Annotated in this window: 28 protein-coding genes; 19 read left to right on the top strand and 9 right to left on the bottom strand. The window is 71.8% G+C overall.

All coding sequences use genetic code 11. The annotated features are described in order from the left end of the window. The first annotated feature begins 19 nt into the window (after nucleotides 1-19). Together ACZ4VF_RS33190 and ACZ4VF_RS33185 are read left to right on the top strand one after the other, a co-directional pair. The gene (locus ACZ4VF_RS33190) at nucleotides 20-1,279 is read left to right on the top strand and encodes an ATP-binding protein (protein ID WP_467930661.1); all 1,260 of its coding nucleotides are present in this window, start codon (nucleotides 20-22) and stop codon (nucleotides 1,277-1,279) included. Next, nucleotides 1,276-2,400 (top strand): tetratricopeptide repeat protein, encoded by a 1,125-nt coding sequence (locus ACZ4VF_RS33185; protein WP_467930660.1) that lies wholly within the window; start codon nucleotides 1,276-1,278, stop codon nucleotides 2,398-2,400. The genes ACZ4VF_RS33190 and ACZ4VF_RS33185 overlap by 4 nt, the downstream gene beginning before the upstream one ends. Before the next feature lie 70 nt (nucleotides 2,401-2,470). Here the strand turns inward: ACZ4VF_RS33185 and ACZ4VF_RS33180 are convergent, their stop codons facing one another. Continuing rightward, nucleotides 2,471-5,023, bottom strand: a complete 2,553-nt coding sequence (locus ACZ4VF_RS33180) for a hypothetical protein (protein ID WP_467930658.1) — start codon at nucleotides 5,021-5,023, stop codon at nucleotides 2,471-2,473. A gap of 125 nt (nucleotides 5,024-5,148) precedes the next feature. On the opposite strand from ACZ4VF_RS33180, the gene ACZ4VF_RS33175 reads away from it, so the two are divergent. Then, nucleotides 5,149-5,352, top strand: coding sequence for a hypothetical protein (locus ACZ4VF_RS33175; RefSeq protein WP_467930657.1), 204 nt, complete (start codon nucleotides 5,149-5,151; stop codon nucleotides 5,350-5,352). A gap of 6 nt (nucleotides 5,353-5,358) precedes the next feature. Here the strand turns inward: ACZ4VF_RS33175 and ACZ4VF_RS33170 are convergent, their stop codons facing one another. Together ACZ4VF_RS33170 and ACZ4VF_RS33165 are read right to left on the bottom strand one after the other, a co-directional pair. Beyond that, the gene (locus ACZ4VF_RS33170) at nucleotides 5,359-5,568 is read right to left on the bottom strand and encodes a DUF397 domain-containing protein (RefSeq protein ID WP_467930656.1); all 210 of its coding nucleotides are present in this window, start codon (nucleotides 5,566-5,568) and stop codon (nucleotides 5,359-5,361) included. After that, nucleotides 5,565-6,389, bottom strand: a complete 825-nt coding sequence (locus tag ACZ4VF_RS33165) for a helix-turn-helix domain-containing protein (protein WP_467930655.1) — start codon at nucleotides 6,387-6,389, stop codon at nucleotides 5,565-5,567. The genes ACZ4VF_RS33170 and ACZ4VF_RS33165 overlap by 4 nt, the downstream gene beginning before the upstream one ends. Before the next feature lie 132 nt (nucleotides 6,390-6,521). On the opposite strand from ACZ4VF_RS33165, the gene ACZ4VF_RS33160 reads away from it, so the two are divergent. The 4 genes from ACZ4VF_RS33160 (at nucleotide 6,522) to ACZ4VF_RS33145 (ending at nucleotide 7,685) form a co-directional block, all read left to right on the top strand. Next, nucleotides 6,522-6,749, top strand: coding sequence for a hypothetical protein (locus ACZ4VF_RS33160; RefSeq protein ID WP_467930653.1), 228 nt, complete (start codon nucleotides 6,522-6,524; stop codon nucleotides 6,747-6,749). Beyond that, complete coding sequence (locus ACZ4VF_RS33155) at nucleotides 6,746-7,036, top strand: hypothetical protein (RefSeq protein ID WP_467930652.1); 291 nt, start codon at nucleotides 6,746-6,748, stop codon at nucleotides 7,034-7,036. Before ACZ4VF_RS33160 ends, ACZ4VF_RS33155 begins: the two co-directional genes overlap by 4 nt. An 86-nt stretch (nucleotides 7,037-7,122) precedes the next feature. After that, nucleotides 7,123-7,449 (top strand): DUF6247 family protein, encoded by a 327-nt coding sequence (locus ACZ4VF_RS33150; protein WP_361689331.1) that lies wholly within the window; start codon nucleotides 7,123-7,125, stop codon nucleotides 7,447-7,449. Nucleotides 7,450-7,469: 20 nt separating this feature from the next. Further along, a complete protein-coding gene (locus tag ACZ4VF_RS33145) occupies nucleotides 7,470-7,685 on the top strand; it encodes a hypothetical protein (RefSeq protein WP_467930651.1) in 216 nt (71 codons plus the stop codon). Nucleotides 7,686-7,758: 73 nt separating this feature from the next. On the opposite strand, the gene ACZ4VF_RS33140 is transcribed toward ACZ4VF_RS33145, so the two are convergent. Next, nucleotides 7,759-9,543, bottom strand: a complete 1,785-nt coding sequence (locus tag ACZ4VF_RS33140) for a bifunctional metallophosphatase/5'-nucleotidase (protein ID WP_467930650.1) — start codon at nucleotides 9,541-9,543, stop codon at nucleotides 7,759-7,761. 160 nt (nucleotides 9,544-9,703) lie between these two features. Between ACZ4VF_RS33140 and mshD the strand changes: the two genes are divergently transcribed. From mshD to ACZ4VF_RS33100, 8 genes are all read left to right on the top strand, one after another. Then, nucleotides 9,704-10,630: a mycothiol synthase gene (mshD, locus tag ACZ4VF_RS33135; protein WP_467930648.1), complete on the top strand. Its 927-nt coding sequence runs from the start codon at nucleotides 9,704-9,706 to the stop codon at nucleotides 10,628-10,630. Nucleotides 10,631-10,732: 102 nt separating this feature from the next. Next, nucleotides 10,733-11,119 (top strand): GntR family transcriptional regulator, encoded by a 387-nt coding sequence (locus ACZ4VF_RS33130; protein WP_467930647.1) that lies wholly within the window; start codon nucleotides 10,733-10,735, stop codon nucleotides 11,117-11,119. Continuing rightward, nucleotides 11,116-12,009 (top strand): ABC transporter ATP-binding protein, encoded by an 894-nt coding sequence (locus ACZ4VF_RS33125; protein WP_467930646.1) that lies wholly within the window; start codon nucleotides 11,116-11,118, stop codon nucleotides 12,007-12,009. Before ACZ4VF_RS33130 ends, ACZ4VF_RS33125 begins: the two co-directional genes overlap by 4 nt. Next, a complete protein-coding gene (locus ACZ4VF_RS33120; protein ID WP_467930644.1) occupies nucleotides 12,006-13,064 on the top strand; it encodes an ABC transporter permease in 1,059 nt (352 codons plus the stop codon). Before ACZ4VF_RS33125 ends, ACZ4VF_RS33120 begins: the two co-directional genes overlap by 4 nt. Beyond that, entirely contained in the window at nucleotides 13,061-13,849 is a 789-nt protein-coding gene (locus tag ACZ4VF_RS33115) for a hypothetical protein (protein WP_467930643.1), read from the top strand. The genes ACZ4VF_RS33120 and ACZ4VF_RS33115 overlap by 4 nt, the downstream gene beginning before the upstream one ends. A 158-nt stretch (nucleotides 13,850-14,007) precedes the next feature. Continuing rightward, complete coding sequence (locus ACZ4VF_RS33110) at nucleotides 14,008-16,368, top strand: RNA degradosome polyphosphate kinase (RefSeq protein ID WP_467930642.1); 2,361 nt, start codon at nucleotides 14,008-14,010, stop codon at nucleotides 16,366-16,368. After that, nucleotides 16,349-17,467 (top strand): CHAD domain-containing protein, encoded by a 1,119-nt coding sequence (locus ACZ4VF_RS33105; protein ID WP_467930641.1) that lies wholly within the window; start codon nucleotides 16,349-16,351, stop codon nucleotides 17,465-17,467. Before ACZ4VF_RS33110 ends, ACZ4VF_RS33105 begins: the two co-directional genes overlap by 20 nt. Nucleotides 17,468-17,489: 22 nt before the next feature. Beyond that, nucleotides 17,490-17,903, top strand: a complete 414-nt coding sequence (locus tag ACZ4VF_RS33100) for an NUDIX hydrolase (protein ID WP_467930639.1) — start codon at nucleotides 17,490-17,492, stop codon at nucleotides 17,901-17,903. Between the two features lie 52 nt (nucleotides 17,904-17,955). On the opposite strand, the gene ACZ4VF_RS33095 is transcribed toward ACZ4VF_RS33100, so the two are convergent. Continuing rightward, nucleotides 17,956-18,141 carry a hypothetical protein gene (locus ACZ4VF_RS33095; RefSeq protein ID WP_467930638.1) on the bottom strand — a complete coding sequence of 62 codons (186 nt, stop codon included), beginning with the start codon at nucleotides 18,139-18,141 and terminating at the stop codon, nucleotides 17,956-17,958. Between the two features lie 138 nt (nucleotides 18,142-18,279). Between ACZ4VF_RS33095 and ACZ4VF_RS33090 the strand changes: the two genes are divergently transcribed. Both ACZ4VF_RS33090 and ACZ4VF_RS33085 read left to right on the top strand, forming a co-directional pair. Continuing rightward, nucleotides 18,280-19,179 (top strand): SCO4651 family lipoprotein, encoded by a 900-nt coding sequence (locus tag ACZ4VF_RS33090; RefSeq protein ID WP_467930637.1) that lies wholly within the window; start codon nucleotides 18,280-18,282, stop codon nucleotides 19,177-19,179. Nucleotides 19,180-19,296: 117 nt separating this feature from the next. Continuing rightward, nucleotides 19,297-19,458 (top strand): hypothetical protein, encoded by a 162-nt coding sequence (locus ACZ4VF_RS33085; protein ID WP_467930636.1) that lies wholly within the window; start codon nucleotides 19,297-19,299, stop codon nucleotides 19,456-19,458. Between the two features lie 15 nt (nucleotides 19,459-19,473). On the opposite strand, the gene ACZ4VF_RS33080 is transcribed toward ACZ4VF_RS33085, so the two are convergent. Beyond that, on the bottom strand, nucleotides 19,474-19,782 hold the full coding sequence (locus ACZ4VF_RS33080) for a metal-sensitive transcriptional regulator (RefSeq protein WP_189303277.1): 309 nt from the start codon (nucleotides 19,780-19,782) through the stop codon (nucleotides 19,474-19,476). A 236-nt stretch (nucleotides 19,783-20,018) separates the two neighbouring features. Between ACZ4VF_RS33080 and ACZ4VF_RS33075 the strand changes: the two genes are divergently transcribed. After that, nucleotides 20,019-20,639, top strand: a complete 621-nt coding sequence (locus ACZ4VF_RS33075) for a DUF47 domain-containing protein (RefSeq protein WP_015493282.1) — start codon at nucleotides 20,019-20,021, stop codon at nucleotides 20,637-20,639. Between the two features lie 7 nt (nucleotides 20,640-20,646). Next, complete coding sequence (locus ACZ4VF_RS33070; RefSeq protein ID WP_467930634.1) at nucleotides 20,647-21,645, top strand: inorganic phosphate transporter; 999 nt, start codon at nucleotides 20,647-20,649, stop codon at nucleotides 21,643-21,645. Nucleotides 21,646-22,795: 1,150 nt separating this feature from the next. On the opposite strand, the gene pstB is transcribed toward ACZ4VF_RS33070, so the two are convergent. The 3 genes from pstB to pstC form a co-directional block, all read right to left on the bottom strand. Continuing rightward, a complete protein-coding gene (gene pstB, locus ACZ4VF_RS33065; protein WP_467930633.1) occupies nucleotides 22,796-23,572 on the bottom strand; it encodes a phosphate ABC transporter ATP-binding protein PstB in 777 nt (258 codons plus the stop codon). Nucleotides 23,573-23,648: 76 nt separating this feature from the next. Beyond that, the gene (pstA, locus tag ACZ4VF_RS33060) at nucleotides 23,649-24,710 is read right to left on the bottom strand and encodes a phosphate ABC transporter permease PstA (protein WP_467930631.1); all 1,062 of its coding nucleotides are present in this window, start codon (nucleotides 24,708-24,710) and stop codon (nucleotides 23,649-23,651) included. Beyond that, complete coding sequence (pstC, locus tag ACZ4VF_RS33055) at nucleotides 24,707-25,711, bottom strand: phosphate ABC transporter permease subunit PstC (RefSeq protein ID WP_467930630.1); 1,005 nt, start codon at nucleotides 25,709-25,711, stop codon at nucleotides 24,707-24,709. The genes pstA and pstC overlap by 4 nt, the downstream gene beginning before the upstream one ends. Between the last annotated feature and the right edge of the window lie 47 nt (nucleotides 25,712-25,758).

Genomic DNA, 25,758 nt, shown 5'->3' with positions numbered 1-25,758 from the left:
GTTCCGTAGGGTGTCCGCCATGCAGGAAGACTCCCCCCTGATACAGAGCCTGCGTACGGCGGTTGCGGCCGCGCCCGCCGACGTACCGCTCCGACTGCACCTGGCCGAGCTGCTGCTGAACGCCGGTCAGAGCGAGGCGGCGGTCGCCGAGGCGGCCGTCGCCCTGCAGCACGCGCCCGGTGACGCGCAGGCGCGGCAGCTCATGGCACGGGCGATGGGTACGCCCCCGCAGGCACCGGTGCAGGAGACACCGCGGGCACCGGCTGCCGGTGACCGTGCCCGGTTCGACTGGCGGGCCGCCGAGCAGCAGGTCGGGGACGTCGTACCGCCCCGGTTCGTCACGCCCCAGGCACCGCAGCGGGCCGACGGGAAGGACGGTCCCGGGGACGCCGGCGCCTGGGACGTGGAGAGGCCCGGCGGGGTGCGGCTCGCCGACGTCGGCGGGATGCAGGAGGTCAAGGACCGCCTGGAGGCCGCCTTCCTCGCGCCCCTGCGCAACCCCGAGCTGCGCAGGCTGTACGGCAAGAGCCTGCGCGGCGGACTGCTGCTGTACGGCCCGCCGGGCTGCGGGAAGACGTTCATCGCGCGGGCCGTCGCCGGGGAACTCGGCGCCTCCTTCCTGTCGGTGTCCGTCAACGACGTGCTCGACATGTGGACCGGCAACTCCGAGCGCAACATGCACGAGGTCTTCCAGACCGCCCGCCGGCAGGCACCCTGCGTGCTCTTCCTGGACGAGCTGGACGCGCTCGGCGGCAAGCGCGGCCGCAGCGCGCACAGCGGGATGCGCACCACCGTCAACCAGCTGCTGACCGAGCTGGACGGCATCGACTCCGCCGCCAACGAGGGCGTCTTCGTGCTGGCCGCGACCAATGTGCCCTGGGACGTGGACACCGCCCTGCGCCGGCCCGGCCGGCTGGACCGCACCCTGCTCGTGCTGCCCCCGGACGCTCCGGCCCGCGAGGCGATCCTCCGCTACCACCTGCGCGAACGGCCCATCGAGAACATCGACCTGGGCAAGCTCGCCAAGGTCACCGAGGGGCTGTCCGGGGCCGACCTGGCACACATCTGCGAGGCCGCCGCCGAACGCGCCCTGCTCGACTCGGCCCGCACCGGCACGGTCCGGCTGATCGGCATGAAGGACCTGCTGGCCGCGGCCGGCGAGGTCGCCCCCTCCACCGAACCCTGGTTCGCCTCCGCCCGCAACGTGGCCATGTTCGCCAACGAGGGCGGGACGTACGACGATCTGATCACCTATCTGAAGAAGCGGCGGAGGCTGTGAGCACCGGACTGCACCCGGCCCTGGAGCGGGCGGACGCGCTCTTCGAACTGGGCCGTCACGACGAGGAGAAGGCGCTGCTCGGACAGCGGCTGGCCGAGGACCCGGAGGACGTCGGCGCCTGGGTCCGCCTCGCCCGCTGCCACCGGGCCGTGAAGGGCGAGGAGGCCCGGGCGCTGGAGGCCGCCGAGCGGGCGCTGGCACTCGCCCCCCACCACGTGCCCGCGCTCGTCCAGCGCGCCCACGCCCTGCGGGTCTGCGGCCGCATCGCGGACACCGAGGACGTGCTCCGCGAGGTCATCCGCCTGGACCCCGCCTACTGGGTCGGTTACGCACAGCTCGCCCAGTGGCTGCCCGCCATCCGCGCCCTCCGTCACGGACAGGCGAACGGCGGCGGGGTCACCCGGCAGGCCATGGACGTCTTCTGCCGGGAGGCGGACGAACTGGCCCGCGAGGCCGTCCGGCTGGCGCCCGGGGAGGTCTTCCCGTACGAGGTGCGCCGGTCGATCGCCCACCTGTCGGGCGACCGGGCCCTCGCCGACGAGATGGACCGGCTCATCCTCCGGCTCGACCCGAACCACCCCGGGGCCCTGGCCCGGCGGACCGAACAGGCCGCCGCCGCCCCGGGCGTCAAGGCCGCCGAGGCCGCCACGCTCTACGCCGACGCCCTCGCCGTCACCCCCGACTCCGCCCCCCTGCGGGAGGGGCTGGACGACGCCTCGTACCGGCTGCTGCGCGGGGTGCGCTGGCTCGCCCTGCTGTGCGTGGCGCTGGCCGGGGTGATGCTCGACCTGTTCGCCACCGACGGCGACCCCCGGCGCGCGCTGCCCGTCCCCGTCGGCCAACGGCTGTGGGCGCTCGTGCCGTTCGCCGCCCTGTGGGGGGTGGGTGCCCTGCTGCGCTACCGCCGGCTGCGCAAGGGCGTCCGCTACAACCTCCTTTCCCTGGTCCGGCGCCGCCGCTGGCCCCGGATCGTGCTCGGCCAGGCCGCCTGGGCCATGCTCTGCGCCCTGCTGCTGACCCAGGTGCCGTGGAGCGAGCGGACCGTGCCGCAGCTCCTCTTCTGGGCGGGGCTGGCCCCGACGGCGGCGACGATCTGGTTCGACCGAAGGAAGAACACCTGATCGAATGACCCGACGAGGTATCGCCCACTGCCCGCGGCTCCGGCTCGCACCGGCAGGGTGCGGTCGGTCGTCACCACCATGGGTCCGCGATGCTGCCGTCGGGCTCAAGTCCGTACTGGAGCATCCGTCGGTGGCGCGGGTCGTCGGGTCGGTTCAGCATCCGGAGCGCTACGGAATCACCCGCGGCGACCGCCCGGAACACAAGACGGTCGACCTCGGCATGCTCACCCGCGTCGTCCAGGAGCCTGGCGAGGCGGGCGGCGGCATCGGTGTGACCGGCTTCCATCAGCTGTTCGAACAGCGTGCGAAGGCGGTCCGTCCGCCCGGTGTCGCGGTACGTCAGGTCCAGATCGTTCAGGAGCAGACTGCCGCCCGTCTCGGCGATGTCACGCAACGCGTACTGCTCGGCTCCGTCCCAGTCCTCGGCGTCCAGGCACAGACTGCCCAGGTTGTACAACCCCGCGGGGTCCCCGGCGTCGACCGAGGCACGGAAGAGTCGTTCGGCGCCGGTGCGGTCCCCTGCTTCGAGGAGCCGGACAGCTCTGATCCACAGGGCGGCGGCGCTGTCTCCCTCTCGCTCGTCGATGATGCGAAAGAGGCGCTCGGCCTCCGGCGGGTTCTTCTTCTCCAGTGACAGGGCCAGTTCCCCCAGCGACAACGATGTGCTGAGGTCGATCACCTCGTCGTACAGACGGTCGGCTCGGGCCTCGTCTCCGGCCGACCGCCAAGCGTCGACCAGGCTGAGCAGCGCGCTGTCGTCACCCCTGCGGGCCGCTTCCCGCGCGTATGGTTCGGCGCCTTCCCGGTCTCCTGCGCGCAGGCGCAGGCTCGCTGCGTAGAACCACAGCCATTGGTGGTCACCGCCCAGAGCGATCAAGGCGCGGCACAACTCCTCCGCTCCCTCATAGTCTCCTGCATTGGCGAGGGGATCAGCCAGGGACACCACGAGGAGGTCAGCTTCGGAGGGATTCGCGGCGGTCGCCGCGATCCGTGCCGCGGTCTGGCAGAGACGCAACGCCGCGGAACTGTCCCCGGCCTTCCTGCGCACATGGGCCAGCGCCAGGTGACCGTGGAACTCCCCGCAATCGGCCGCCGTCCGGAAGAAGCGTGCGGCGCCCTCGGAGTCGCCGGCCTGCTCGTGCAGTTCACCGAGTCGAAGCCAGCCGCGCGGCCGTCCTGCTTCCGCGGCGGCACGGTAGAGCCCCGCCGACTGGCGCAGCAGGAGCCTGGCCTTGCCGGAACCGGCGAGTGCGAGGAGATCGGACGGGTCGGTCACGGCGCGTTCAGCGGCGGCCCAGAAGCCGGCCGGCGGCACGTCGTGGCGGAAGGTGTCCCGGCCGTACTGCTCCAGATAGTCGGCGAGCCGGTAGACCGGAGCCGACGGCGTCGCCTCACCGGGGCGGGGTCGATGAGGCGTGAGGGGACCGGGGACTCCCTTGCACTCCTTTCCGGCATACCGGAGGGCTTCCTCGAACCACTTCTCTCCCAGTAACTGCCACTGCTGATCGGTGAGATAGCCGGGAGCGGCAGCGCGCAGGAACGCGTCGCCGATGAGCAGGCCATGCCCGAGGCGCCGTGCGTCGATGGCCGCGCGGATCACCGCCTTGGCCCCTGTCGGTGCGGTCTCGAAACGCCGTACGAGTTCCTGGGCGCCGGCCAGGAACTGGGGGATCTGTCGTCCTCCGCACTCCATGGCGAGGGTCAGGCGCCGGTCCTGTTGGGCGAGCCGGGCGAGTTCCGCCATGTCGTCGTCGTCGAACGTCCCGGGCACCTCTCGGCAGCGGCCGTCCAGCAGCCTGCGCGCCTGCGCGTGGGGATCGGGCCCGTTGCGCTCCGGCCGTACCGTCAGGGTGGCGTGGTTCTCGCGCCACAGGCTCCCGAGGACAAGGACGGGCCCGACTGCCTGGTCAGCCAGTAGGCCGAGCAGCGCACGGGCGGTCTCCTCTCCGCGAGGGCCGTCCAGATAGCGCTGGGACTCGTTCATCCACAGCACGGTGCGTGGCCCGATCTCGCCCCGGTTGTACGCCGTGAGGAATCCCTCCGAGTCGTAGGGCTGCCACAGGCGCCACTCGGCGAACTGGTTGAGCAGCAACAGAGCGTGCAGGGCCCGGGTCTTGCCCGTCGATGAGTCTCCGATCAGCACCGCCATCCGGCTTGAGGTCTGCGCCTCGCGAGCGACGCCCGCAAGCCAGACGTCATGCCCACGGTGGATGTATGGGGTGAGCCTGCTCAGAGTCGGCGGACCCGGGTCGATGCTGCGGTGGACCTCCAGGTGCTCCAGCGCGTAGGCGTCGTCCAGTTCCGCGATGGGCAGGCCGAGCGGTGCGGGTGCTTCGGCAGTCGGGTTTCTGGAGCTCGGGGCTTCGGCAGCAGTGTGCAGACCCAGCAAGTGGTCCTTCTTGTCCTGGAGCTTGAGGGCCTTGATCAGCCTTGTGACCGTCCTTCGGGATGGGGACTTGTCTACCTTCGAGCTGAGGGCTTGGTTAACTGTTGTTCGCTTGAGTCCGGCAAAGTCCCCGAGCGCCGCCTGCGTCCAACCGGTCCGGTCGAGCGCGTCCCTCAACTCCCTGCGCAGTTCCTCAAGGGCATCGGCAGGGCTCAGGGCCGCTCCCTCTCGAGTCATCTCACCCCCCTGTGCCTGGCCTGTGTTCACCAGAGTTTGTTTCTGTTCACGCGAACCACAGTGGACAGCGGTTCCGAGAGATTCGGCACGACGACATCACCTGCTGTTTCCAAGGAGCTCGTTACGTGTCCGACCACACTGCTGTGATCCTGCTCGGCTTTACCCTGTCCGTCTTCGCCGCCGTCCTCGTCGCAGCCGGCGCCGGCTACCTCGCACGCCGCGAACGGTGCTCCTACCCGGCCGCCGCCACCCGCGCGGCAGCCGCGTTCGCCGCCGCCCTCACACTGATCGCCGCGGTGACCGCCACGCTCGTAGCCCTGAGCGGGTGAAGAAATTCAGTGCCCTGCCTCGTCCTTGACCTGCGTCACGAACGCCGACCAGGAAGCGGCGGAGAAGACCAGCGGACGCGCCGTCGGGGCTTTGCTGTCCCGGACGGGGACGACACCGGGGTAACCGTCGGCGACCTCGACGCAGTTGTTGGCTCCCCCGTCGCTGTAGCTCGACTTGCGCCAGGCGGCGGTGCTGAGGTCGGGGGTGTGGTTCATGATCTGTGCTCCTCCAGTGCGTCCCGGACGAACGCGAGCGAGTCCGACGGGGACAACGCCATGTCCCGGAGCCGATCGTAGGACAGTCGGTGCCGCAGGAGGCCGTCCGGTTCCTCGGTCAACTCGCCCCGGGTGTCGCCTTCCACGTAGGCGACACCGCTCGCGTCCTTCTGCCACAGCAGCGTCAGTGACGCGTGCATATGGTGGTGGACCCCGGCGGCGAAGGGCAGCACCTGAAGCGTCGCATTCGGCAGCATCGCGACGGCCTCGATGCGGAGCAGCTGCTCCTCCCAGGTCTGCCGAACGGCTGCGGGGCGGCGGAACGCGTACTCGTCCATGATGATGCGCACGCTGGGCTCGGGCTTCTGCCGCAGCAGGTACTGCCGCCCGATGCGGGCCGCCACCTGCTCCTCTACCCAGTCGTCACCCTCCAGCGTTGTCTGGGGCCCAGACAACACCTCCCGGGCGAAGTCCTCGGTCTGCAGGAGCCCCGGCACACCCGGCGTGAACATCCACAAGATCCGAGCCGTCGCCTCCAGCTTCATGAACTCCTTGTACCGGTTCCGGAACGCGTCCAGCCGAGCCGCCTTCCAGTGGCTTAACAGCAGGTCACCGGTGCCGTAATACGCGTCCAGGTCCTCCATGACCGTCGCCTTGGACAGCCGTTCCCCGGACTCCAACCGGCTCAGATAGCTCTTGTCGTACCCCGTCTCGTCGGCCAACTGACCCAGCGACTTGCCCGCCTTCTCACGCAGCACCCTCAGCGTCTGGCCCATCATGACCCGCCCGGAAACCGGCTCCGCGTCAACGTTCTCGCCCACGTCACCCCTCCCCGTTGCCTGGCGCCCCGGGCAACACCGAACCTCTTCCACGGCGTACGCCGAAGCTGTGACGATCGAGACACGAACGGTAATCACCGCTCGTCAAGCCCCCTGCCCCCACGGAGTGCCGACGTGCGCGCATGTATCCCCGGACTCATCGAATCGCTGCTGCTCCTGCTCATCCGGGCCCTGCCCCCCGCCCGTGGCCGCCGCCGCGCGAGTCCGCCCCGACTGCCGGACACCGGGCCGCCGTTGCCCCTGTACCGCCGCCGCCCGCACCACGGCCTCGAAGCACACCTCTTCCTTTACGACACCCCTCTCGTGCGCCCGTACCTCCACGAGGTGGCGGTGTCCGTGTGAGTGACGGACTCCGGCTCCTGCCCTGGACCACTCCAGAAGGCGAACCGTGCTACCTCAGCACCGACAACGACCACAGTCGCCTCTCCCTCCTCGCCGACGACGTCGAGGCCGCCCAGCTAGTCTCGGCCGAGCGGGTTCTGGCCGGCGCGAAGGCCGTAGTCGGAGACACCGACGCGGGCGAACAGGCCGTGCGCTTCGCGCTCACCAGGGCGCTGGAGTCCCTGCGGGAGGTGCTCCGCATCGCGATCAGCAGAGGCTCGCGGATCCCCCGCACGAGCGCTGAGTGACGCGTCCGCCCGCGCCTGTGTCCCGCCACCCTCTACGGTGGATCCCAGGTACCCCAGCCACCCCAGCCGGAGAAGAGAGCCCGATCATGGCCCACGAGGTGGATCCGAACGCGTGCGAGAGAACTCCGGAGGCGATCCGTGCGGCTCTGCAGCGGCGCCCCGACTGGTTGCAGGCGTTCGAGCAGGATTGGCTGAGCGCAGCCGCGGACTTCGATCATTCTGAGCTGGACGGCGTAATCGACAAGTGGCTGCCCTTCGCCTGCGCCTGTGCGACACCGGGCTACCTCGATGAGGTGGAACAGACCGTCAAGCGCATGACGGAGGGCGACACGGAGGGCATGGTCTTCCACGACACGGACGGCGACGTCTACGACGCCGACAACCACCCCATCGACGCTAGCAGGTGTAGGTGAGCTCGTACTCGATCAGGTACGTGGACCGAGCGGCTCAGCGCAAAGCCGCGCTGGCGGGTCCGCAACGCACGTCGCTTGAGACGCTCGAGAAGCGGCTCAGCCTCAATCCGTTCGGCCCTCCCGCGATCAGCAATCGTGACAACAGCTGGTCAGCGCCGTTCACAGGTGGCTTCATCACGTACGTGGTCTCGAACCGGCATGTCGTGATCAATGTCATCGACCTGGTGGCGCTCTGACCCTCTTCTCGGCACGCCGAAGGGAAAGGCCCCTGCGGATGGTCCCAGGGGCCTTTCGGGGCGGTTCAGGGTCCTACTGAACGACGGTGACCCGGTCGGCCTTCGGCGGGGCGATCGGGTTCGCCGCCGACGAGTGCGCCGTCAGGTACTTCTCCAGCGCGCTCAGGTCGTCCGAGCCGACCAGGTCGTTCGTGCCCTGCCCCAGCGTCGGGAAGCCGTCGCCGCCGCCCGCGAGGAAGCTGTTGGTGGCGACGCGGTAGGTGGCCGCGGGGTCGATCGGGGCGCCGTTCAGGCGGATCGATCCGGTGACCACGCGGTCGGCGCCGGACTTGGTGAGGTCCAGGGTGTAGGTGAGGCCGGCGGACGGCTGGAGGATCTTCGGCGCCGCCGCGTTGACGCCGCTGACCTGCTCCTTCAGCACCTGGACCAGCTGGGCGCCGGTGAAGTCCTGGAGGTTCACGGTGTTGGAGAACGGCTGCACGGTGAAGCCCTCGGCGTAGGTGACCACACCGTCGCCCTCGGCGCCCTTGGCCGCGTAGGTCAGGCCGGCCCGGACGCCGCCCGGGTTCATCAGGGCCAGGCTGGTCCTCGGGTCCAGCTCACGGCCGTGGGCGAGCTGCGCGTCGGCGATCAGGTCGCCCATCGGGGACTCGGTGCCGGTGTTGTTGACGTCGGCGGAGATCCAGCCGATGGGGCGGTTGCCGATGGGGGCGGCCAGGGCGTTCCAGCGGGAGATCAGGTCGGTCATGTCCGCCGCCCTGGGGACGTCCCGGGTGACCACGTGGTTCGCGGACCGCACCGCCGTCCGCGCGATGTCGCCGGTGCGGCGGTCGTAGGTCAGCGTGGTGTCGGTGTAGAGGCGGCCGAAGGAGGACGCCGACGTCACCATGCGGGGGCGGCCGGACGGGTCCGGGACCGTGCAGACGTACGCCTGGTGGGTGTGGCCGGTGACCAGGGCGTCCACCGCCGGGGTGACGTTCTTGGCGATGTCCACGATCGGGCCGGAGATGCCGCTGCCCGGGCCCGGGGAGTCGCAGTCGTAGTTGTAGGAGCCGGAGGCGGGGTAGCCGCCCTCGTGGATCAGCGCCACGATCGACTGCACGCCCTGGCGCTGGAGGACCTTGGCGTACTTGTTGATGGTCTCGGCCTCGTCCTTGAAGGTCAGGCCCTTGACGCCGTCGGCGGAGACGATGCCCGGGGTGCCCTCCAGGGTGACCCCGATGAAGCCGATCCTGACGTCCTTCTTCTTCCAGACCCAGTACGGCTTCAGGATCGGCTTGCCGGTCTTCTCGTCCTGGACGTTCGCGGCCAGGTACGGGAAGTCGGCGCCCTGGAACTCCTGGTCGCCGTAGCAGCCGTCCGTGGGGTGGCAGCCGCCGTTCTGCAGGCGGGCCAGTTCCCGGGCGCCCTCGTCGAACTCGTGGTTGCCGACGGAGGTGACGTCCAGGTCCAGCTTGTTCAGCGCCTCGACGGTGGGCTCGTCGTGGAACAGGCCCGACAGCAGCGGGGAGGCGCCGACGAGGTCGCCGCCGGCCGCGGTGACCGAGTACGGGTGACCCTCGCGGGCCTGGCGGAGGTGGGTCGCGAGGTACTCGACACCGCCCGCGTCGACCGTCTTCGTCGTGCCGTCCGGCTGGAGTTCGCTGACCCGGCCGGAGGAGCCGGACGGGGGCTCCAGGTTGCCGTGCAGGTCGTTGAAGGACAGCAGCTGGACGTCCTGGTAGCGGCCCGGCCGGTGGTGGCTCTCGTGCGCGTCCGCCGGAAGGGCGGCGGCCAGCGCCGCCGCCGTGGCGAGGGTCGCTGCGCTGGCGAGAAGGGCGTACGTACGGCGTCCGGTGCGCCGGGGCGCGGCTGGCATGGGACCCCCCTGTGGGTCGGCTGTGGTGGCTCGGCGCAGCCTAGGGTCAACGCGCGTAGCGCGACAGGGGGTTCGGGGTTACATCCTGGTTTCCCTTTGCGGATCCTTTTGCGGCCGGTGTGCCGGGACTTCGCCCCGGTGGCCCCGTACTCTCGTACGCATGAGCAGCGACGACACCGTACGGGGCTTTCCCGCCCGCTCCATCGAGACCTTCTCCGCGCTCACCCCGGACCGGGCCGAGGCCGTGCTGCGCCTGCTCGGCGAGGCCGCCCGGGTCGACGGACAGCAGCCGGTGTCCGAGCAGGGCAGGCTGCAGCTGCGCGGGGGCAGCCGTGAGGGCGTCTCGCACCTGCTGCTGTCCGTCGACGGCGAACTCGTCGGCTACGCCCAGCTGGAGGACACCGACCCGGTGGAGGCGCCGGCGGCCGAGCTGGTCGTGCACCCCGCGCACCGCGGTCACGGGCACGGGCGGGCGCTCGGCGCGGCCCTGCTCGCCGCCTCCGGCAAGCGGCTGCGGGTGTGGGCGCACGGCGGCCACCCCGCCGCCCGGCATCTGGCCCAGGTGCTCGGTCTGACCCTGTTCCGCGAACTGCGCCAGATGCGACGGTCGTTGACCGATCTGGAGCTGCCCGATCCGGTGCTGCCGGAGGGCGTGACCGTGCGCGCCTTCATGCCCGGCAAGGACGACGCGGCCTGGCTCGCGGTGAACGCCGCCGCCTTCGCCCACCACCCCGAGCAGGGCTCGCTGACCCAGCGCGACCTGGACGACCGCAAGGCCGAGCCCTGGTTCGACCCGGCCGGGTTCTTCCTCGCCGAGCGGCGCGGGGAGCTGGTCGGCTTCCACTGGACCAAGGTGCACGCCGAGGAGGGGCTCGGCGAGGTGTACGTCCTGGGGGTGCGGCCCGGCGAACAGGGCGGCGGCCTCGGCAAGGCCCTCACCACGATCGGGCTGCGCCACCTGGCCGCCCAGCAGCTGCCGACCGCGATGCTCTACGTCGACGCCGACAACAAGGCGGCGGTGTCGGTGTACGAGCGGCTGGGGTTCGCGGTGCACGAGACGGACCTGATGTACCGCGCCGAGACCTGACATCTCCCCCGGCACAGGGGTGCGAGGGGCGGTCGCCTTGACGACCGCCCCTCTCTTGCACCACCCTTTCACTACTCAATTAGTGAAAGGGTGGTGTACCGGATGGTCGAGTACCGCATCGACCGGCACAACGGCGTGGCCACCTATGTGCAGATCGTCCAGCAGACGAAACACGCCCTCCGCATGGGCCTGCTGAAGCCGGGCGACCGGCTGCCCACCGCACGCGAGGTCGTGGAGGCCACCGCCATCAACCCCAACACCGTCCTGAAGGCGTACCGCGAACTGGAGCGCGAGGGGCTGGTGGAGGCGCGGCGCGGACTCGGCACCTTCGTCCGGCGGTCCCTGGGCACCGCCCCCGCCGACTCCCCGCTGCGCACGGAGCTGGACCAGTGGGCGGACCGCGCCCGCGCCGCCGGGCTGGAGCGGGACGACGTCGCCGCACTCTTCACTGCCGTACTCGACACGCACTTCCAGGGAGACTCGACATGAGCAGCGACACGGCGTTGAGGGCCGAGGCTCTGGGGAAACGGTTCGGCCTCCGTGCGCGCTGGGCCCTGCGGGACTGCTCGTTCCGGCTGCCCGCCGGGCGCGTGTGCGCGGTCGTCGGCCCCAACGGCGCCGGCAAGTCCACCCTGCTCGCCCTGGCCGCCGGGCTCACCGCGCCCACCGAGGGCAGCGTGAGCGTCCTCGGCACCACGCCGGCCGCCGCCCGCCCCCGGGTCGGCTACGTCGCCCAGGACAAGCCGCTGTACCCGCAGCTCACCGTCGCCGAGACCCTGCGCATGGGCGCCGACCTCAACCCCGGGCACTGGGACGCGGCCGGCGCCGAGCGGGTCGTCGGGGACGGCGGCCTGGACCCCAGGGCCCGGGTCCGTGCCCTCTCCGGCGGCCAGCGCAGCCGCGTCGCGCTCGCCCTCGCCCTCGGCAAGCGGCCCGAACTGCTGCTGCTGGACGAGCCGATGGCCGACCTCGACCCGCTGGCCCGGCACGAGCTGATGGGCACGCTGATGGCGCAGGCCGCCCAGTACGGCACCACCATCGTGATGTCCTCCCACGTCGTCGCCGAGCTGGAGGACTCCTGCGACCACCTGCTGCTGGTCGGCGACGGCCGGATCCGGCTGGCCGGTGAGATCGACGACCTGCTCGCCGCCCACCTGCGGGTGTCCGGCGCCGCGGAGTCCGCCGGCCTCGGCGGGCACACCGTGGTCGAGTCCCGGGTCACCGGCCGCCAGGTGAACGCGCTGATCCGCCCGGTTGGACCGCTCCCCGGCGACTGGCACACCGCCGCGCCCTCCCTGGAGGAACTCGTCCTCGCCCATCTGCGCAACCCCGGGGCGCCCTCCCTGACCCCGGCCGAGACCGAGGAGCACGCCGCGTGACCGCCACTCCGAGCGCCCCGGCCCGGGTGACCACCGCCCCCCGCCAGATCCGCTGGCTGCTGCGCCTGCACCGCCCCGCGCTGTACGCCTGGGCCGTCCTCGTCGTCGGCCTGGCCGCCACGCTGCTGTGGCTGTGGGGCCCGCTCACCGACGCCGCGGCCACCGGCTGGCACCAGTACCACACCCGCTGCTGGCGCCTCACCCCGTGCCGGTACGACCAGGACGCGATCCTGCGATACAAGGACCTCCACCAGTACACGACCTTCGCCGTCCTGGCGGTCCCGTTCCTGGCCGCCGCCTGGGCCGGCGCCGCCCTGACCGGCCGCGAGCTGGAGACCGGCACGGCACGGCTGTCCTGGACGCAGACGGTGTCGCCGGTGCGCTGGCTGGCCACGCGGCTCACCGTGCCCGCCCTCCTCGTCACCGCCGGCACCGGTCTGCTCGCGCTGCTGTACCACGTGGTCTGGTCGGCGGGGTACCACCGGATCGACTCCGTCAAGCCCTGGGACGACGTACCCACCTTCTACTCGGGCGGCCCGATCGTCGCCGGGCTCGCGCTGGCCGGCCTCGTCCTCGGCGCCCTCATCGGTCTGCTGCTGGGCCGCTCGCTGCTCGCGCTGTGCGCCTCCGCGCTCGCCGTCGCCGCGCTGTGGATCGCCGTCCACCTGACCCTGCCGCACCTGTGGCCGGTCGCCACCAGCGTCAGCGGACGCCGGGCGTTCCCGTCGTACTCGGGCATCAAGGTCGAGGAGGGCTTCGTCACCTCGTCCGGTGCCCACCGGCCCGCCTCCACCTGCACCGTCGACCTCAGCACCGGCTGCCGGGCCCTGAACGACCGGCGCGGCGCGGCCGGCTTCTACACCGACTACCACCCCTACTCCCACTACTGGCCGCTGCAGCTCGTCACGACCGGCGCCCTGCTCGCCCTGGCCGCCCTGCTCGCCGGGCTCGCCCTCTTGGTGGTACGGCGCATGACCACCGTCACCCGGGCCGGCGGGACGGCCGCCCCCGGCGCGGGAGCCGCCGCGGGAGCCGCCGCGGGAGGCGCCGTATGACCGCGCTCGGCCCCACCCACCGCACCGCACTCGCCCCCACCCACCGCACCGCATTCGCCCCCACCCACCGCACCCTGCTGCGACTGCACCGGCCGGCCCTGCTCGTCTGGACCGCGTTCGTCCTGCTCACCGCCGGCGAACTGCTCTGGGTCCACTACGCGGCCGCCCCCCGCGACCGGGCCTGCGCGCTCCCCGGCCACTGGTGCACCTACACCGCCTTCACCGACACGAACAACGTCATGAACCTCCTCGGCGAGGCCCTCTCCTACGCCCCCTGCGCGGTGGCCGCCTGGGCCGGGGCCGCGCTGGTCGGCCGCGAGCTGGAATCCGGCACCGCGCACCTGGCCTGGACCCAGGCCGTCACCCCGGTGCGCTGGCTGACCGCCAAACTGACCGCGGCCGCCTGGCCCCTGCTGGGCGGGGCCGCGCTGCTCGCCCTGGTCTACGGCCGGGTGTGGTCCGCGGACCAGGACGTGCTGGTCACCGACTGGACGTGGGACCGCGTCTTCGTGCCGCGCGGCCCGCTGCTGCCGGCCCTGGTGCTGTGCGCGCTGGCCCTCGGCGCCCTCGCCGGCCTGGTCCTGCGCCGCACCCTCCCGGCGCTCGCCGCCGCCGGCGCCGCCACGCTCGTCCTGCGGCTGTACCTGCGCGAGCTGTGGCGTCCGCCGCGCGGCCCGCTGACCGGGTTCTGGCCCGCGCACCTGGCCGCCACCGGCGTGGTCCTCGCCGTCGCCGCGGCCGCCGGTGCCGCCGCGTACGCCGTGCTGCGCCGCCGGACCGCCTGACGGTCCGGATCCACGCCGGTCCGGTACGTCCCTCCACGGCGGGAGGGACGTACCGGACCGGTGTTTTCGCATCCGGGAACCCTTCGGGCCGCCCCGCGCTATCCCGGACGTCATGTCGCCGTAACCATTGATTCAGCAAGGCTTGCGACGCTCGGCCAATGAAGCCCGCCGTGCCAGAGCCTTCGCCGCCCCCCGAGGGGCCCGTGGGGAACGGGGCCGTGACGCTCCCGCCCGCACGTTCCGACGCGCCCGTGTCGCCCGTGGCGCGGAAGAATGGGTTCATGAGTCAGCGAGACACCCAGGCAGAGGTACAGCACCCCCAGCCCTCCGTGGGCTCCATCGCCGCGCACCGCCAGCACGCCGTGGCCGCCGTGGTCTCCGACCTGGAACCCGATCTCGACGCGGGTCTCGACGCGTACGAGGAGGCCCAGGCCGACGGCACGCCGCTGCCCCAGGGCCGCTTCCTCGACCGGGAGCGCAGCTGGCTGGCCTTCAACGAGCGGGTCCTCGAGCTGGCCGAGGACCCCGGCACGCCCCTGCTGGAACGCGCGAACTTCCTCGCCATCTTCGCGAGCAACCTGGACGAGTTCTTCATGGTCCGGGTCGCCGGTCTGAAGCGCCGTATCGCCACCGGAGTGGCGACGAGGTCCGCCTCCGGCCTCCAGCCGCGCGAGGTGCTGGAGATGATCTGGGCCCGCTCCCGCGAGCTGATGGCCCGGCACGCCGCCTGCTACCACGAGGACGTCGCGCCCGCGCTCGCCGACGAGGGCATCCACCTGGTCCGCTGGTCGGAGCTGACCGACAAGGAACAGGCCCGCCTCTTCACGCTCTTCCGGCACCAGATCTTCCCGGTCCTCACACCGCTGGCCGTCGACCCCGCGCACCCCTTCCCGTATATCTCCGGGCTCTCCCTGAACCTGGCCGTGGTCGTGCGCAACCCGGTCAGCGGGCACAAGCACTTCGCGCGCGTGAAGGTGCCGCCGCTGCTGTCCCGCTTCCTGGAGGCCTCCCCGGGCCGCTACGTCCCCATCGAGGACGTCATCGCCGCCCCCAACCACCTGGAAGAGCTGTTCCCGGGCATGGAGATCCTGGAGCACCACGCCTTCCGGATCACCCGCAACGAGGACCTGGAGGTGGAGGAGGACGACGCCGAGAACCTCCTCCAGGCCCTGGAGAAGGAACTCATGCGGCGCCGCTTCGGCCCGCCGGTGCGCCTGGAGGTCGAGGAGTCCATCGACCGCGAGGTGCTGGACCTGCTGGTCCGCGAGCTGAAGATCTCCGAGGCCGAGGTCTACCCGCTGCCCGGTCCCCTGGACCTCACCGGCCTCTTCCGCATCCACAGCCTCGACCGGCCGGAGCTGAAGTACCCGAAGTTCGTCGCCGGCACCCACCGCGACCTCGCCGAGGTCGAGTCGGCGTCCCCGCCCGACATCTTCGCGGCCCTGCGCGCCCGGGACGTGCTCCTGCACCACCCGTACGACTCCTTCTCCACCTCGGTCCAGGCCTTCCTGGAGCAGGCGGCGGCCGACCCCGACGTCCTCGCGATCAAACAGACCCTGTACCGCACCTCCGGCGACTCCCCCATAGTCGACGCGCTCATCGACGCCGCCGAATCCGGCAAGCAGGTCCTCGTCCTGGTCGAGATCAAGGCCCGCTTCGACGAGCACGCCAACATCAAGTGGGCGCGCAAGCTGGAGGAGGCGGGCTGTCATGTGGTGTACGGCCTGGTCGGCCTGAAGACGCACTGCAAGCTGTCCCTGGTGGTCCGCCAGGAGGGCGAGACCCTGCGCCGCTACAGCCACGTCGGCACCGGCAACTACCACCCGAAGACGGCCCGCCTTTACGAGGACCTCGGCCTGCTGACGGCCGACCCGCAGGTCGGCGCGGACCTCTCGGACCTCTTCAACCGGCTCTCCGGCTACTCCCGCCGGGAGACCTACCGCCGTCTGCTGGTGGCCCCCAAGTCCCTGCGGGACGGCCTGGTCGCGCGGATCGACAAGGAGGTCCAGCACCACCGTGCGGGCCGTCCGGCCTTCGTCCGCATCAAGGTCAACTCGATGGTGGACGAGGCGGTCATCGACGCCCTCTACCGGGCCTCCCAGGCGGGCGTGCCGGTCGACATCTGGGTGCGGGGCATCTGCGCCGTCCGCCCGGGCGTCACGGGCCTGTCGGAGAACATACGGGTCCGCTCGGTCCTCGGCCGCTTCCTCGAACACAGCCGGGTCTTCGCCTTCGGCAACGGCGGCGAACCGGAGGTGTGGATCGGCAGCGCCGACATGATGCACCGCAACCTCGACCGCCGGATAGAGGCCCTGGTCCGGGTCGTCGACCCCGGCCACCGCGCGGCCCTCAACCGGCTGCTCGACACCGGCATGTCCGACACCACCGCCTCCTGGCACCTCGGCCCGGACGGCGAGTGGACGCGGCGGGCGACCGACGCGGACGGCCAACCCCTGCGCAACGTCCAGGAGATGCTCATAGACGCCCGGAGGCGCCGGCGTGGCACAGCAACACCTTGACCCGACGGATTCCACGGCCGGGGTGGCGACGGGTGACGCCCTCGCGGGCTACCTGCGCGCCCAGGCCACGGAGTTCCTCCGCGCGCTGCGGGCGCACCGGGAGACGGGCGGCGGTACGGCGAACGGCGCCGAGGAGTCCGTCGACGCGGCCCGCCTCCTGCGCCGCTCGGCCCGCCGCATCAGCGGCAGCCTGCACACCTTCCGCTCCCTCCTCGACCCCGACTGGTCGGAGGAGATGCGCCCGGAACTGGCCTGGCTCTCCGGCACGCTGGCCCTGGAGCACGCGTACGAGGCCCGGCTGGAACGGCTGTTGCTGGCGCTGCACCGGTTGTCGGGGGCGGCGGTCCTGCCCGCGCAGGCGGTGGACGTCGCCGTGGCCGCGGGCAGTCGTGCCGCCGGGGCGGCGCCCGCCCCGGTGAGGGCGGCACCGGGCGGCCCCGGCGGTCCGGCCGGCGCGACGGCGGCTGCGGAGCGCGGCAACCTGACCGTCGGCGCGGCGAAGGCCGGCGCCCTGCTGGAGCGCCAGCTCACCCTCGCCCGGACCAGGGCCCACTCCACCGCGCTCCAGGCCCTCGGCTCCTCCCGCTTCCACGCCGTGGCGGACAAGGTCGCCTTACTGGCCAGCGAGGTCCCCCTCACCGCCACCGCCGCCACCACCGGCCTGCGCCCCCTGGCCGCCGCGGCGGAGGAACGCCTCACGGACGCCGTCGCCGCGCTCCCCCTGATCACCGCCGGCCACCCGTACAACGCCGAGGCCCTGGTCCACGGCCTGTCCCCGGACCCCGCCCCGCACCCCCAGGACGGCCCCTGGCACCAGGTCCGCCTGCTGCTGCGCCTGCACCGGTACGCCCGCGAGGTGCTGCACGGCGGCAACGCCCCGGTGGACGTACGGCTGCTGGCGGCGGGCCAGGCCCTGAACCGGCACCGCGACGCCTCCGAGGCGGCCGCGGCGGCGGCACAGGCGGCCCGCACCCCGCGGATCACCCCGGCGACGGCCTACGCCCTCGGCGTGCTCCACGCCGACCAGCGGCACGAGGTCGAGGCGGCCCGGTTCGCCTTCCAGCAGGCCTGGCAGAGACGGACCGTCAACGCGCCCTGAACCCACGAGACGAGGAGGCGGGGTGGACGACACCCTGGTCCAAGCGGCCGGCTGCGTGCTGTGGCGCCGCTCGCCGGTCTCCGGCGGCCTGGAGATCTGCCTGGTCCACCGGCCGAAGTACGACGACTGGTCCCACCCCAAGGGCAAGCTCGAACGGGGTGAGGACCCGCTCGCCGGTGCCCTGCGCGAGGTCGCGGAGGAGACCGGGTACACGGCCGAGCCCGGCGGCGAGCTGCCGGCCGTGCACTACTCGACGGGCGGCCGCCCGAAGCGGGTGCGGTACTGGGCGGCCCAGGCGGTTTCCGGCCACTTCACGCCGAACTCCGAGGTGGACCGCGTCGTGTGGCTCTCCCCGGCCGCGGCCCGGTCCCGGCTCACCCAGCCCCGCGACGGCGACCTGGTGGACGCGCTCCTGCGGGCCCTGGAGCACCGGTAGCCGCCCGCCGGGGCACGAGCCCCGGTGGCCGCCCGCCGGGGGCACGGCACGGCTACCGGCCCTCCCCGTGCCCCTCGGCGTCCGCGCGGGCCTGGCTGCGGGCGCGCCGGGCGGGGCCGCGCCAGCCGCACGTGCAGCGGGCCACGCAGAAGCGCCCCTGCTCGGTCGTCGTCGTCAGGTGCTCCTGCCCGGACCGGACACGCTCCGGCCCGTCCTCCGGTACCGCGGTGACTGCCACGCCGACAACGTTACCCAGCCACGGTCGGGGGTCCGGGCCGGGTCCCCGGCGCACCGGCGGCGCGTGACGGCGCCCCCTACCCGTCGTTAACCGGACACGGGGCCCGTGACGGACACACCGGCTGGGGGTAGGCAGGCGATGGATCGGCGGCAGCACAGGCGCGCGGGCAGGACGGTCGCCGCGGTGGGCATCCTCATCGGCCTCGGGACCGGGGCCACGGGCTGCGCGGGCAGCGGTGCCGCCGCCGAGGACGTCAAGGGCGCGGGCGACCCCGTCACCGCCCTGCACCGGGCCGCCGACGCGCTGCGCGACGCCGGCACCTCGAAGGCCGGCACCTCGATGGAGATGGCCACCGGCGGCACCCGGGTCACCATCCGCGGCCGGGGGGTCTACGACTACCGGCGCCGCCTCGGCCGGCTCACCGTGATGCTCCCGGAGGACCCCACGGGCACCTCCGCACACCGGCCGATCACCGAGCTCCTCGCCCCGGGCGCCCTCTACATGAAGAACCGGGGCGCGGGCGTCCCCGCCGACAAGTGGGTGCGGGTGGAGACCTCGACGCTGTCCGACGGCAACCTGGTCACCGGCGGCGCGACCGACCCGTACACGGCGGCGGAGGTGCTGCGCGGCACGCGGGAGGCGGTCTTCGTCGGCCGGACCGTGCTCGCCGGCACGCCCGTACGGCACTACCGCGGCACCGCCGACCTGAGCCGCGCGGCCCGCTTCGCCTCCCCGGGCGACAGGGCCGCCCTGGCCGCCGCGGCGAAGGGCTTCGCCACGGCCTCGGTGCCGTTCGACGCCTACCTGGACGACCAGGGCCGCCTCCGCAAGCTGCGGCAGCGGTTCAGCTTCGTCAACGGCCGCCAGAAGGCCACCGTCGCCGTCGCCTCGACCCTGCTGCTGTACGAGTTCGGCATCCCCGTCGACGTACCGCTGCCGGCCCCGGCGGACATCTACGCGGGCCGCATCGCCGAATACGGCGACGGCGGTGACGCAGACGACGGGGACGACGGGGGCGACGGGGGCGACGGGGCCTGAAACCGGCCAGTCACTAGTCCGGGACGCCACCTCGTAAGTAGCCCGTCCGTGCCATGCGCGGTGTGTACAGCCCTGCCTACCCTAGGGAGCGGTGACGGCAGGGAAGAGGTGAGGCGGGTGGCTCCGGTCGGCGGCACGGCGGTACAGGACCACGTGGCCCTCGCCGAGATCGAGCTGTGCGGAGAGCTGATCATCGCGGCCTCGGCGGCCGAGGACCGGCTCAGCCTGGAGAGCATCGACGAGGTGCTGCGCGTGGCGGAAGAGCGGAACAAGGCCTGACGCCGGCCGGGCGGCTCAGCTGCGCAGCAGCCGTCCGATCGCCTTCGTGGCCTCCTCCACCTTCGCGTCGATCTCGTCGCCGCCCTTGACGGCCGCGTCCGCGACGCAGTGCCGCAGGTGCTCCTCCAGCAGCTGCAGCGCGAAGGACTGCAGGGCCTTGGTCGAGGCCGAGACCTGGGTGAGTATGTCGATGCAGTACGTGTCCTCGTCCACCATCCGCTGCAGGCCGCGGATCTGCCCCTCGATCCGGCGCAGCCGCTTGAGGTGCTCGTCCTTCTGCTTGTGGTAGCCGTGCGTGGCGCCGGCCTCGGTCGTCGTCGTCATCGCGGGCCTCCGTGTCGGGACGGGCTGTGGACACCGGGGGCCCTGAGGACACCCCGCCGGACATATACCCCTACTGGGTATATGGTAACGAACTTTCCGGGGTAGGGGGCCCTTCGTCCGCCCCCGTGCCGACCACTGTGCCCGATGGGCGACACTGGGATGCGGCCCGATAGCCGTGGCCGGATGATGCGCCTAGCATCAGCCTGACCGAAACCGAAGCACCCCGAGGACCCCACGTGCGCTTTCGTCTGACCCCCAGGGAGACGAGCTTCTACGACATGTTCGCCGCGTCCGCGGACAACATCGTCACCGGCTCCAAGCTCCTGATGGAACTGCTCGGGGCGGACTCCTCCGCCCGGGCCGAGATCGCAGAGCGTATGCGGGCCGCGGAACACGCAGGTGACGACGCCACGCACGCGATCTTCCACCAGCTGAACTCCTCGTTCATCACGCCGTTCGACCGCGAGGACATCTACGCCCTCGCCGGTTCCCTGGACGACATCATGGACTTCATGGAGGAGGCCGTCGACCTCGTCGTCCTCTACAACGTCGAGGAACTGCCGAAGGGCGTCGAGCAGCAGATCGAGGTCCTGGCCCGCGCGGCCGAGCTGACGGCGGAGGCCATGCCGAACCTCCGCACCATGGACAACCTCACCGAGTACTGGATCGAGGTGAACCGTCTGGAGAACCAGGCGGACCAGATCCACCGCAAGCTGCTCGCGCACCTCTTCAACGGCAAGTACGACGCCATCGAGGTGCTGAAGCTCAAGCAGATCGTGGACGTCCTGGAAGAGGCGGCGGACGCTTTCGAGCACGTGGCGAACACGGTGGAGACCATCGCCGTCAAGGAGTCCTGAGGCGTCGATGGACACCTTCGCCCTGGTCGCGACCGTCGCGGTCGCGCTCTTCTTCACGTACACGAACGGCTTCCACGACTCGGCGAACGCGATCGCGACGTCGGTGTCGACACGGGCACTGACCCCGCGGGCGGCGCTCGCCATGGCCGCGGTGATGAACCTGGCCGGTGCCTTCCTGGGCTCCGGCGTCGCCAAGACGGTCAGCGAGGGTCTGATCGAGACCCCGTCCGGCTCGACCGGCATGGGCATCCTCTTCGCCGCCCTGGTCGGCGCGATCGTCTGGAACCTGGTCACCTGGTACTTCGGCCTGCCGTCCTCCTCCTCGCACGCCCTGTTCGGCGGCATGGTGGGGGCGGCGCTGGCGGGCGGTACGACCGTGATCTGGCACGGGGTCGTCAACAAGGTCGTCATCCCGATGTTCCTGTCGCCGGTCGTCGGCCTGATCGCCGGCTACCTGGTCATGACCGCGATCCTGTGGCTCTTCCGCCGCTCCAACCCGCACAAGGCCAAGCGCGGCTTCCGCATCGCCCAGACCGTCTCGGCGGCCGGCATGGCCCTGGGCCACGGTCTCCAGGACGCCCAGAAGACCATGGGTGTCGTGGTGATGGCACTGGTGATCTCCGGCCACCAGACGTACGGCGACCCGATCCCGGTCTGGGTGAAGATCGTCTGCGCCGTGATGCTGTCCCTCGGCACCTACGCGGGCGGCTGGCGCATCATGCGCACGCTCGGCCGCAAGATCATCGAGCTGGACCCGCCGCAGGGCTTCGCCGCGGAGACCACGGGTGCGTCGATCATGTTCACCACGGCCTTCCTCTTCAAGGCCCCCATCTCCACCACCCACGTCATCACCTCCGCGATCATGGGCGTCGGCGCCACCAAGCGCGTCAACGCGGTCCGCTGGGGCGTGGCCAAGAACATCGTCCTGGGCTGGTTCATCACGATGCCGGCAGCGGCCCTGGTGGCGGCCCTGTCCTTCGGCCTGGTCAAACTGGTGGCCCTCTGACCCCCACCCCCACCCCGCCCCCGACCCCGCCGAGTCCCACGACCGGCGGGGTCCGCCTTTTCCCCCGACCCCGCCGAGTCCCACGCCCGGCGGGGTCCGCCTTTTCCCCCGACCGCGCCGAGTCCCACGACCGGCAGCCTCCACCTTTCCCCCCGACCCCGCCGAGTCCCACGACCGGCGGGGTCCACCTTCCCCCCGACCCCGCCGAGTCCCACAACCGGCGGGCTCCACCTTCCCCCCGACCCCGTCTGCACGGCCCTCCAGCAACCCGGACCGCCCCTTAGCTCCCCCACCACAAGCCGGACAGCCGACCGAGCCGCGCCCCCGCCCCCGCACCGCGACCCCTGAGCCGACGGAACCGCGCCCCCACCCCCCACCACAAACCCTGAGCCGACCAAGCCGCGCTCCCACCCCCCACCCCGGGCCCTCCAACCGGCCGAGCCACCTCGCCCAGCGCCCCACCCCCACCACAAGCCAAGCCGGACCGAGCCGCGGCCCCGCCCCCGCACGCACCACAAACCCTCAGCCGACCGAGCCGCGCCCCCACCCCCACACCGCGAGCCCCCCACCCAACCGAGCCGCCTCCCCCCAGCACCCCACCCCCACTACAAACCAGGCCGGCCCAAGCCGCGACCCCACCCCCACACCGCGACCCCTGAGCCGACGGAACCGCGCCCCCGCCCCCCACCACAAGCCGGGCCGGACCGAGCCGCGACCCCGCCCCCGCACGCATCACAAACCCTGAGCCGACCGAGCCGCGCTCCGACCCCCCACCGCAGGCGCTCCAACCGGCCGAGCCACCTCGCCCAGCGCCCCACCCCCACCACAAGCCAGGCCGGACCGAGCCGCGACCCCGCCCCCGCACGCACCACAACCCTCAGCCGACCGAGCCGCGCTCCCACCCCCACACCGCGAGCCCCCAACCGGCAGATCCACACCCCACCCCCTACGCCCACCCTCCAGCCGACCGAGTCGGGTGGGCGGGTGGGCAAAAAGAACGGGGCGAGGGGCGAAGCCCCGAAGACCCCCGGCGCCGAAGCCGAACGCAGTGGCAACGCAGTGGGCCCGCCCCCGGAAGCCAGGGGCGGGCCCATCGCGTCCTCACGGTGGCACCGCCATGCAGCACCGCGAGGGGTCTGTGCCGTCCGGCCTAGCCGAAGCGCCCGGAGATGTAGTCCTCCGTGGCCTGGACGGACGGGTTGGAGAAGATCCGCTCGGTGTCGTCGATCTCGATCAGCCGGCCGGGCTGCCCGACCGCCGCGAGGTTGAAGAACGCCGTACGGTCCGAGACACGCGCCGCCTGCTGCATGTTGTGCGTCACGATGACGATCGTGAACCGCTCCTTCAGCTCACCGATCAGGTCCTCGATCGCGAGCGTGGAGATCGGGTCCAGGGCGGAGCACGGCTCGTCCATGAGCAGGACCTTCGGCTCGACCGCTATCGCCCGCGCGATGCACAGCCGCTGCTGCTGGCCGCCGGAGAGGCCGGAGCCCGGCTTGTTCAGCCGGTCCTTGACCTCGTTCCAGAGGTTCGCGCCCTTCAGCGACTTCTCGACGATGTCGTTCAGTTCCGACTTCCTGTAGCTGCCGTTCAGGCGCAGGCCCGCCGCCACGTTCTCGAAGATCGACATCGTGGGGAACGGGTTCGGACGCTGGAAGACCATGCCCACCTCACGGCGGACCGAGACCGGGTCGACCCCGGTGCCGTACAGGTCCTCGTCGTCCAGCATCACCTTGCCCTCGACGCGGCCACCGGGCGTGACCTCGTGCATCCGGTTCAGCGTGCGCAGGAACGTCGACTTGCCGCAGCCGGACGGCCCGATGAACGCCGTCACCGAGCGCGGCTCGACGGTCATCGAGATGTCCTCGATCGCCTTGTGGGAGCCGTAGTAGGCGGTGAGTCCGCTTACGTCGATTCGCTTGGCCATGTCGTCTACTTCACTTCCAGAAAGTTCAAGCTCGGTCGCTGTGTGGCCCCGCCCGGCGGAGCCGTGGGTAGTCGCCTCAGCGACCGGTCTTGGGGGCCTTCCAGCGGGCGATCCCGCGGGCCACCAGGTTGAGGATCATCACGAAGGCGATCAGCGTGAGGGACGCCGCCCACGCGCGGTCGTACGCCGCACCGGAGCCCGCGCTGTTGGCGAACTGCTGGTAGATGTACAGCGGCAGCGACGCCTGCGCGCCCTCGAAGGGGTTGTTGTTGATGAACGGGTTGCCGAACACCAGCAGCAGCACCGGCGCGGTCTCGCCCGCGATACGGGCGACGGCGAGCATGATGCCGGTGGTGATGCCGCCGATGGAGGTCGGCAGGACCACCTTCAGGATGGTGCGCCACTTCGGCACGCCGAGCGCCAGCGACGCCTCGCGCAGCTCGTTCGGGACGAGCTTGAGCATCTCCTCGGTGGACCGGACGACGACCGGCATCATCAGGATGGCCAGGGCGAGCGAACCGGCGAAGCCGAAGGGCTGCATCTCGAAGATGAGCATCAGCGACAGGATGAACAGGCCGGCGACGATCGACGGGATGCCCGTCATGACGTCGACGAAGAACGTCACCGCCTTGGCGAGCCGGCCGCGGCCGTACTCGACCAGGTAGATCGCGGTGAGCACACCGATCGGGGCGCCGATGAGGGTGGCGAGGCCGACCTGCTCGAGGCTGCCGATGATGGCGTGGTAGATGCCGCCGCCGGGCTCGGTGTCGGCGACGACGCCCATCGAGTGGGTCAGGAAGTAGACGTCGAGGACCTTCACGCCGCGCGCGACGGTCACCCAGATCAGGGAGACCAGCGGGATCACGGCGAGCAGGAAGGCGACCCAGACGAGGCTGGTGGCGACGCGGTCCCTGGCCTGGCGGCGGCCCTCGACGCGGGCGGCGACGCCGTAGGTGCCGAGGACGAACAGGACGGCGGCGATCAGGGCCCACTGGATGCTGCTGCCCAGGCCGGCGGCCGCGCTGATGCCGATGCCCAGGGCGAGGGAGCCCGCGGCGATCGCCCACGGTGTCCACGTGGGCAGGCTGGCGGCCCGCAGCGTGCTGGGGCGCTTGTCGGTGACGACGGCGTTGCTCATGCGTTGGCCCCCGAGTACTCCGCGCGACGGGCGATGATCAGCCGGGCCGCGCCGTTGACCAGCAGGGTGATGACGAACAGGACCAGGCCGGAGGCGATGAGCGCGTCCCGGCCGAACTCGTTCGCCTCGCTGAACTTGCTGGCGATGTTCTGGGCGAAGGTGCCGCCGCCCGGGTTGAGCAGGCTGGCCTGGATGTCGAAGGACGGGGAGAGGACCGTGGCGACGGCCATCGTCTCGCCGAGCGCGCGGCCGAGGCCGAGCATGGACGCGGAGATGACGCCGGAGCGGCCGAAGGGCAGCACGGACATGCGGACGACCTCCCAGCGCGTGGCGCCGAGGGCCAGGGCCGCCTCCTCGTGCATCCGCGGCACCTGGCGGAAGACCTCGCGGCTCACGTTGGTGATGATCGGCAGGATCATGATCGCGAGCAGGATGCCCACGGTGAGCATCGAGCGGGGCGCGCCCTCGTCCCAGGAGAGGACGCCGGTCCAGCCGAAGAAGTCGTCGAGCCAGCCGAACAGGCCGTTCATGTGCGGCACGAGGACGAGCGCGCCCCACAGGCCGTAGACGATGGACGGTACGGCGGCGAGCAGGTCGATCACGTAGGCGACCGGGCCGGACATGCGGCGCGGCGCGTAGTGCGTGATGAACAGCGCGATGGCGACCGCGATCGGGACCGCGACGGCCATGGCGATGACCGAGGACACGATCGTGCCGAAGACCAGGACCGCGATGCCGAACTTCGGTTCGAGGACGTTGGTGTTCCACTCGAAGGTGGTCAGGAAGTTCGCGTGGTCCTTGCCGATCGCGAGGGCGGCACGGTAGGTGAGGAAGACCGCGATCGCGGCCATGATCGCCAGCAGCAGGATGCCGGAGCCACGGGACAGCCCCAGGAAGATGCGGTCGCCGGGGCGGGTGGCGCCACGGGCCGCGCGCTTCTGCTCGGCGGCCTGGGAGGGGGTGGCGGAGGGAGGTACGTCGGTTGTCGTCGATATGTCCATCGGGTTCTCCGGTCTGCAAAGCCGTGCCCCCGGTCGGGGATCCGGCT

It is taken from the genome of Streptomyces sp. NPDC029151, from assembly GCF_055564315.1.
Note: the sequence above shows the minus strand (reverse complement) of the source record. Positions and strands in the feature narration are given on the sequence as shown.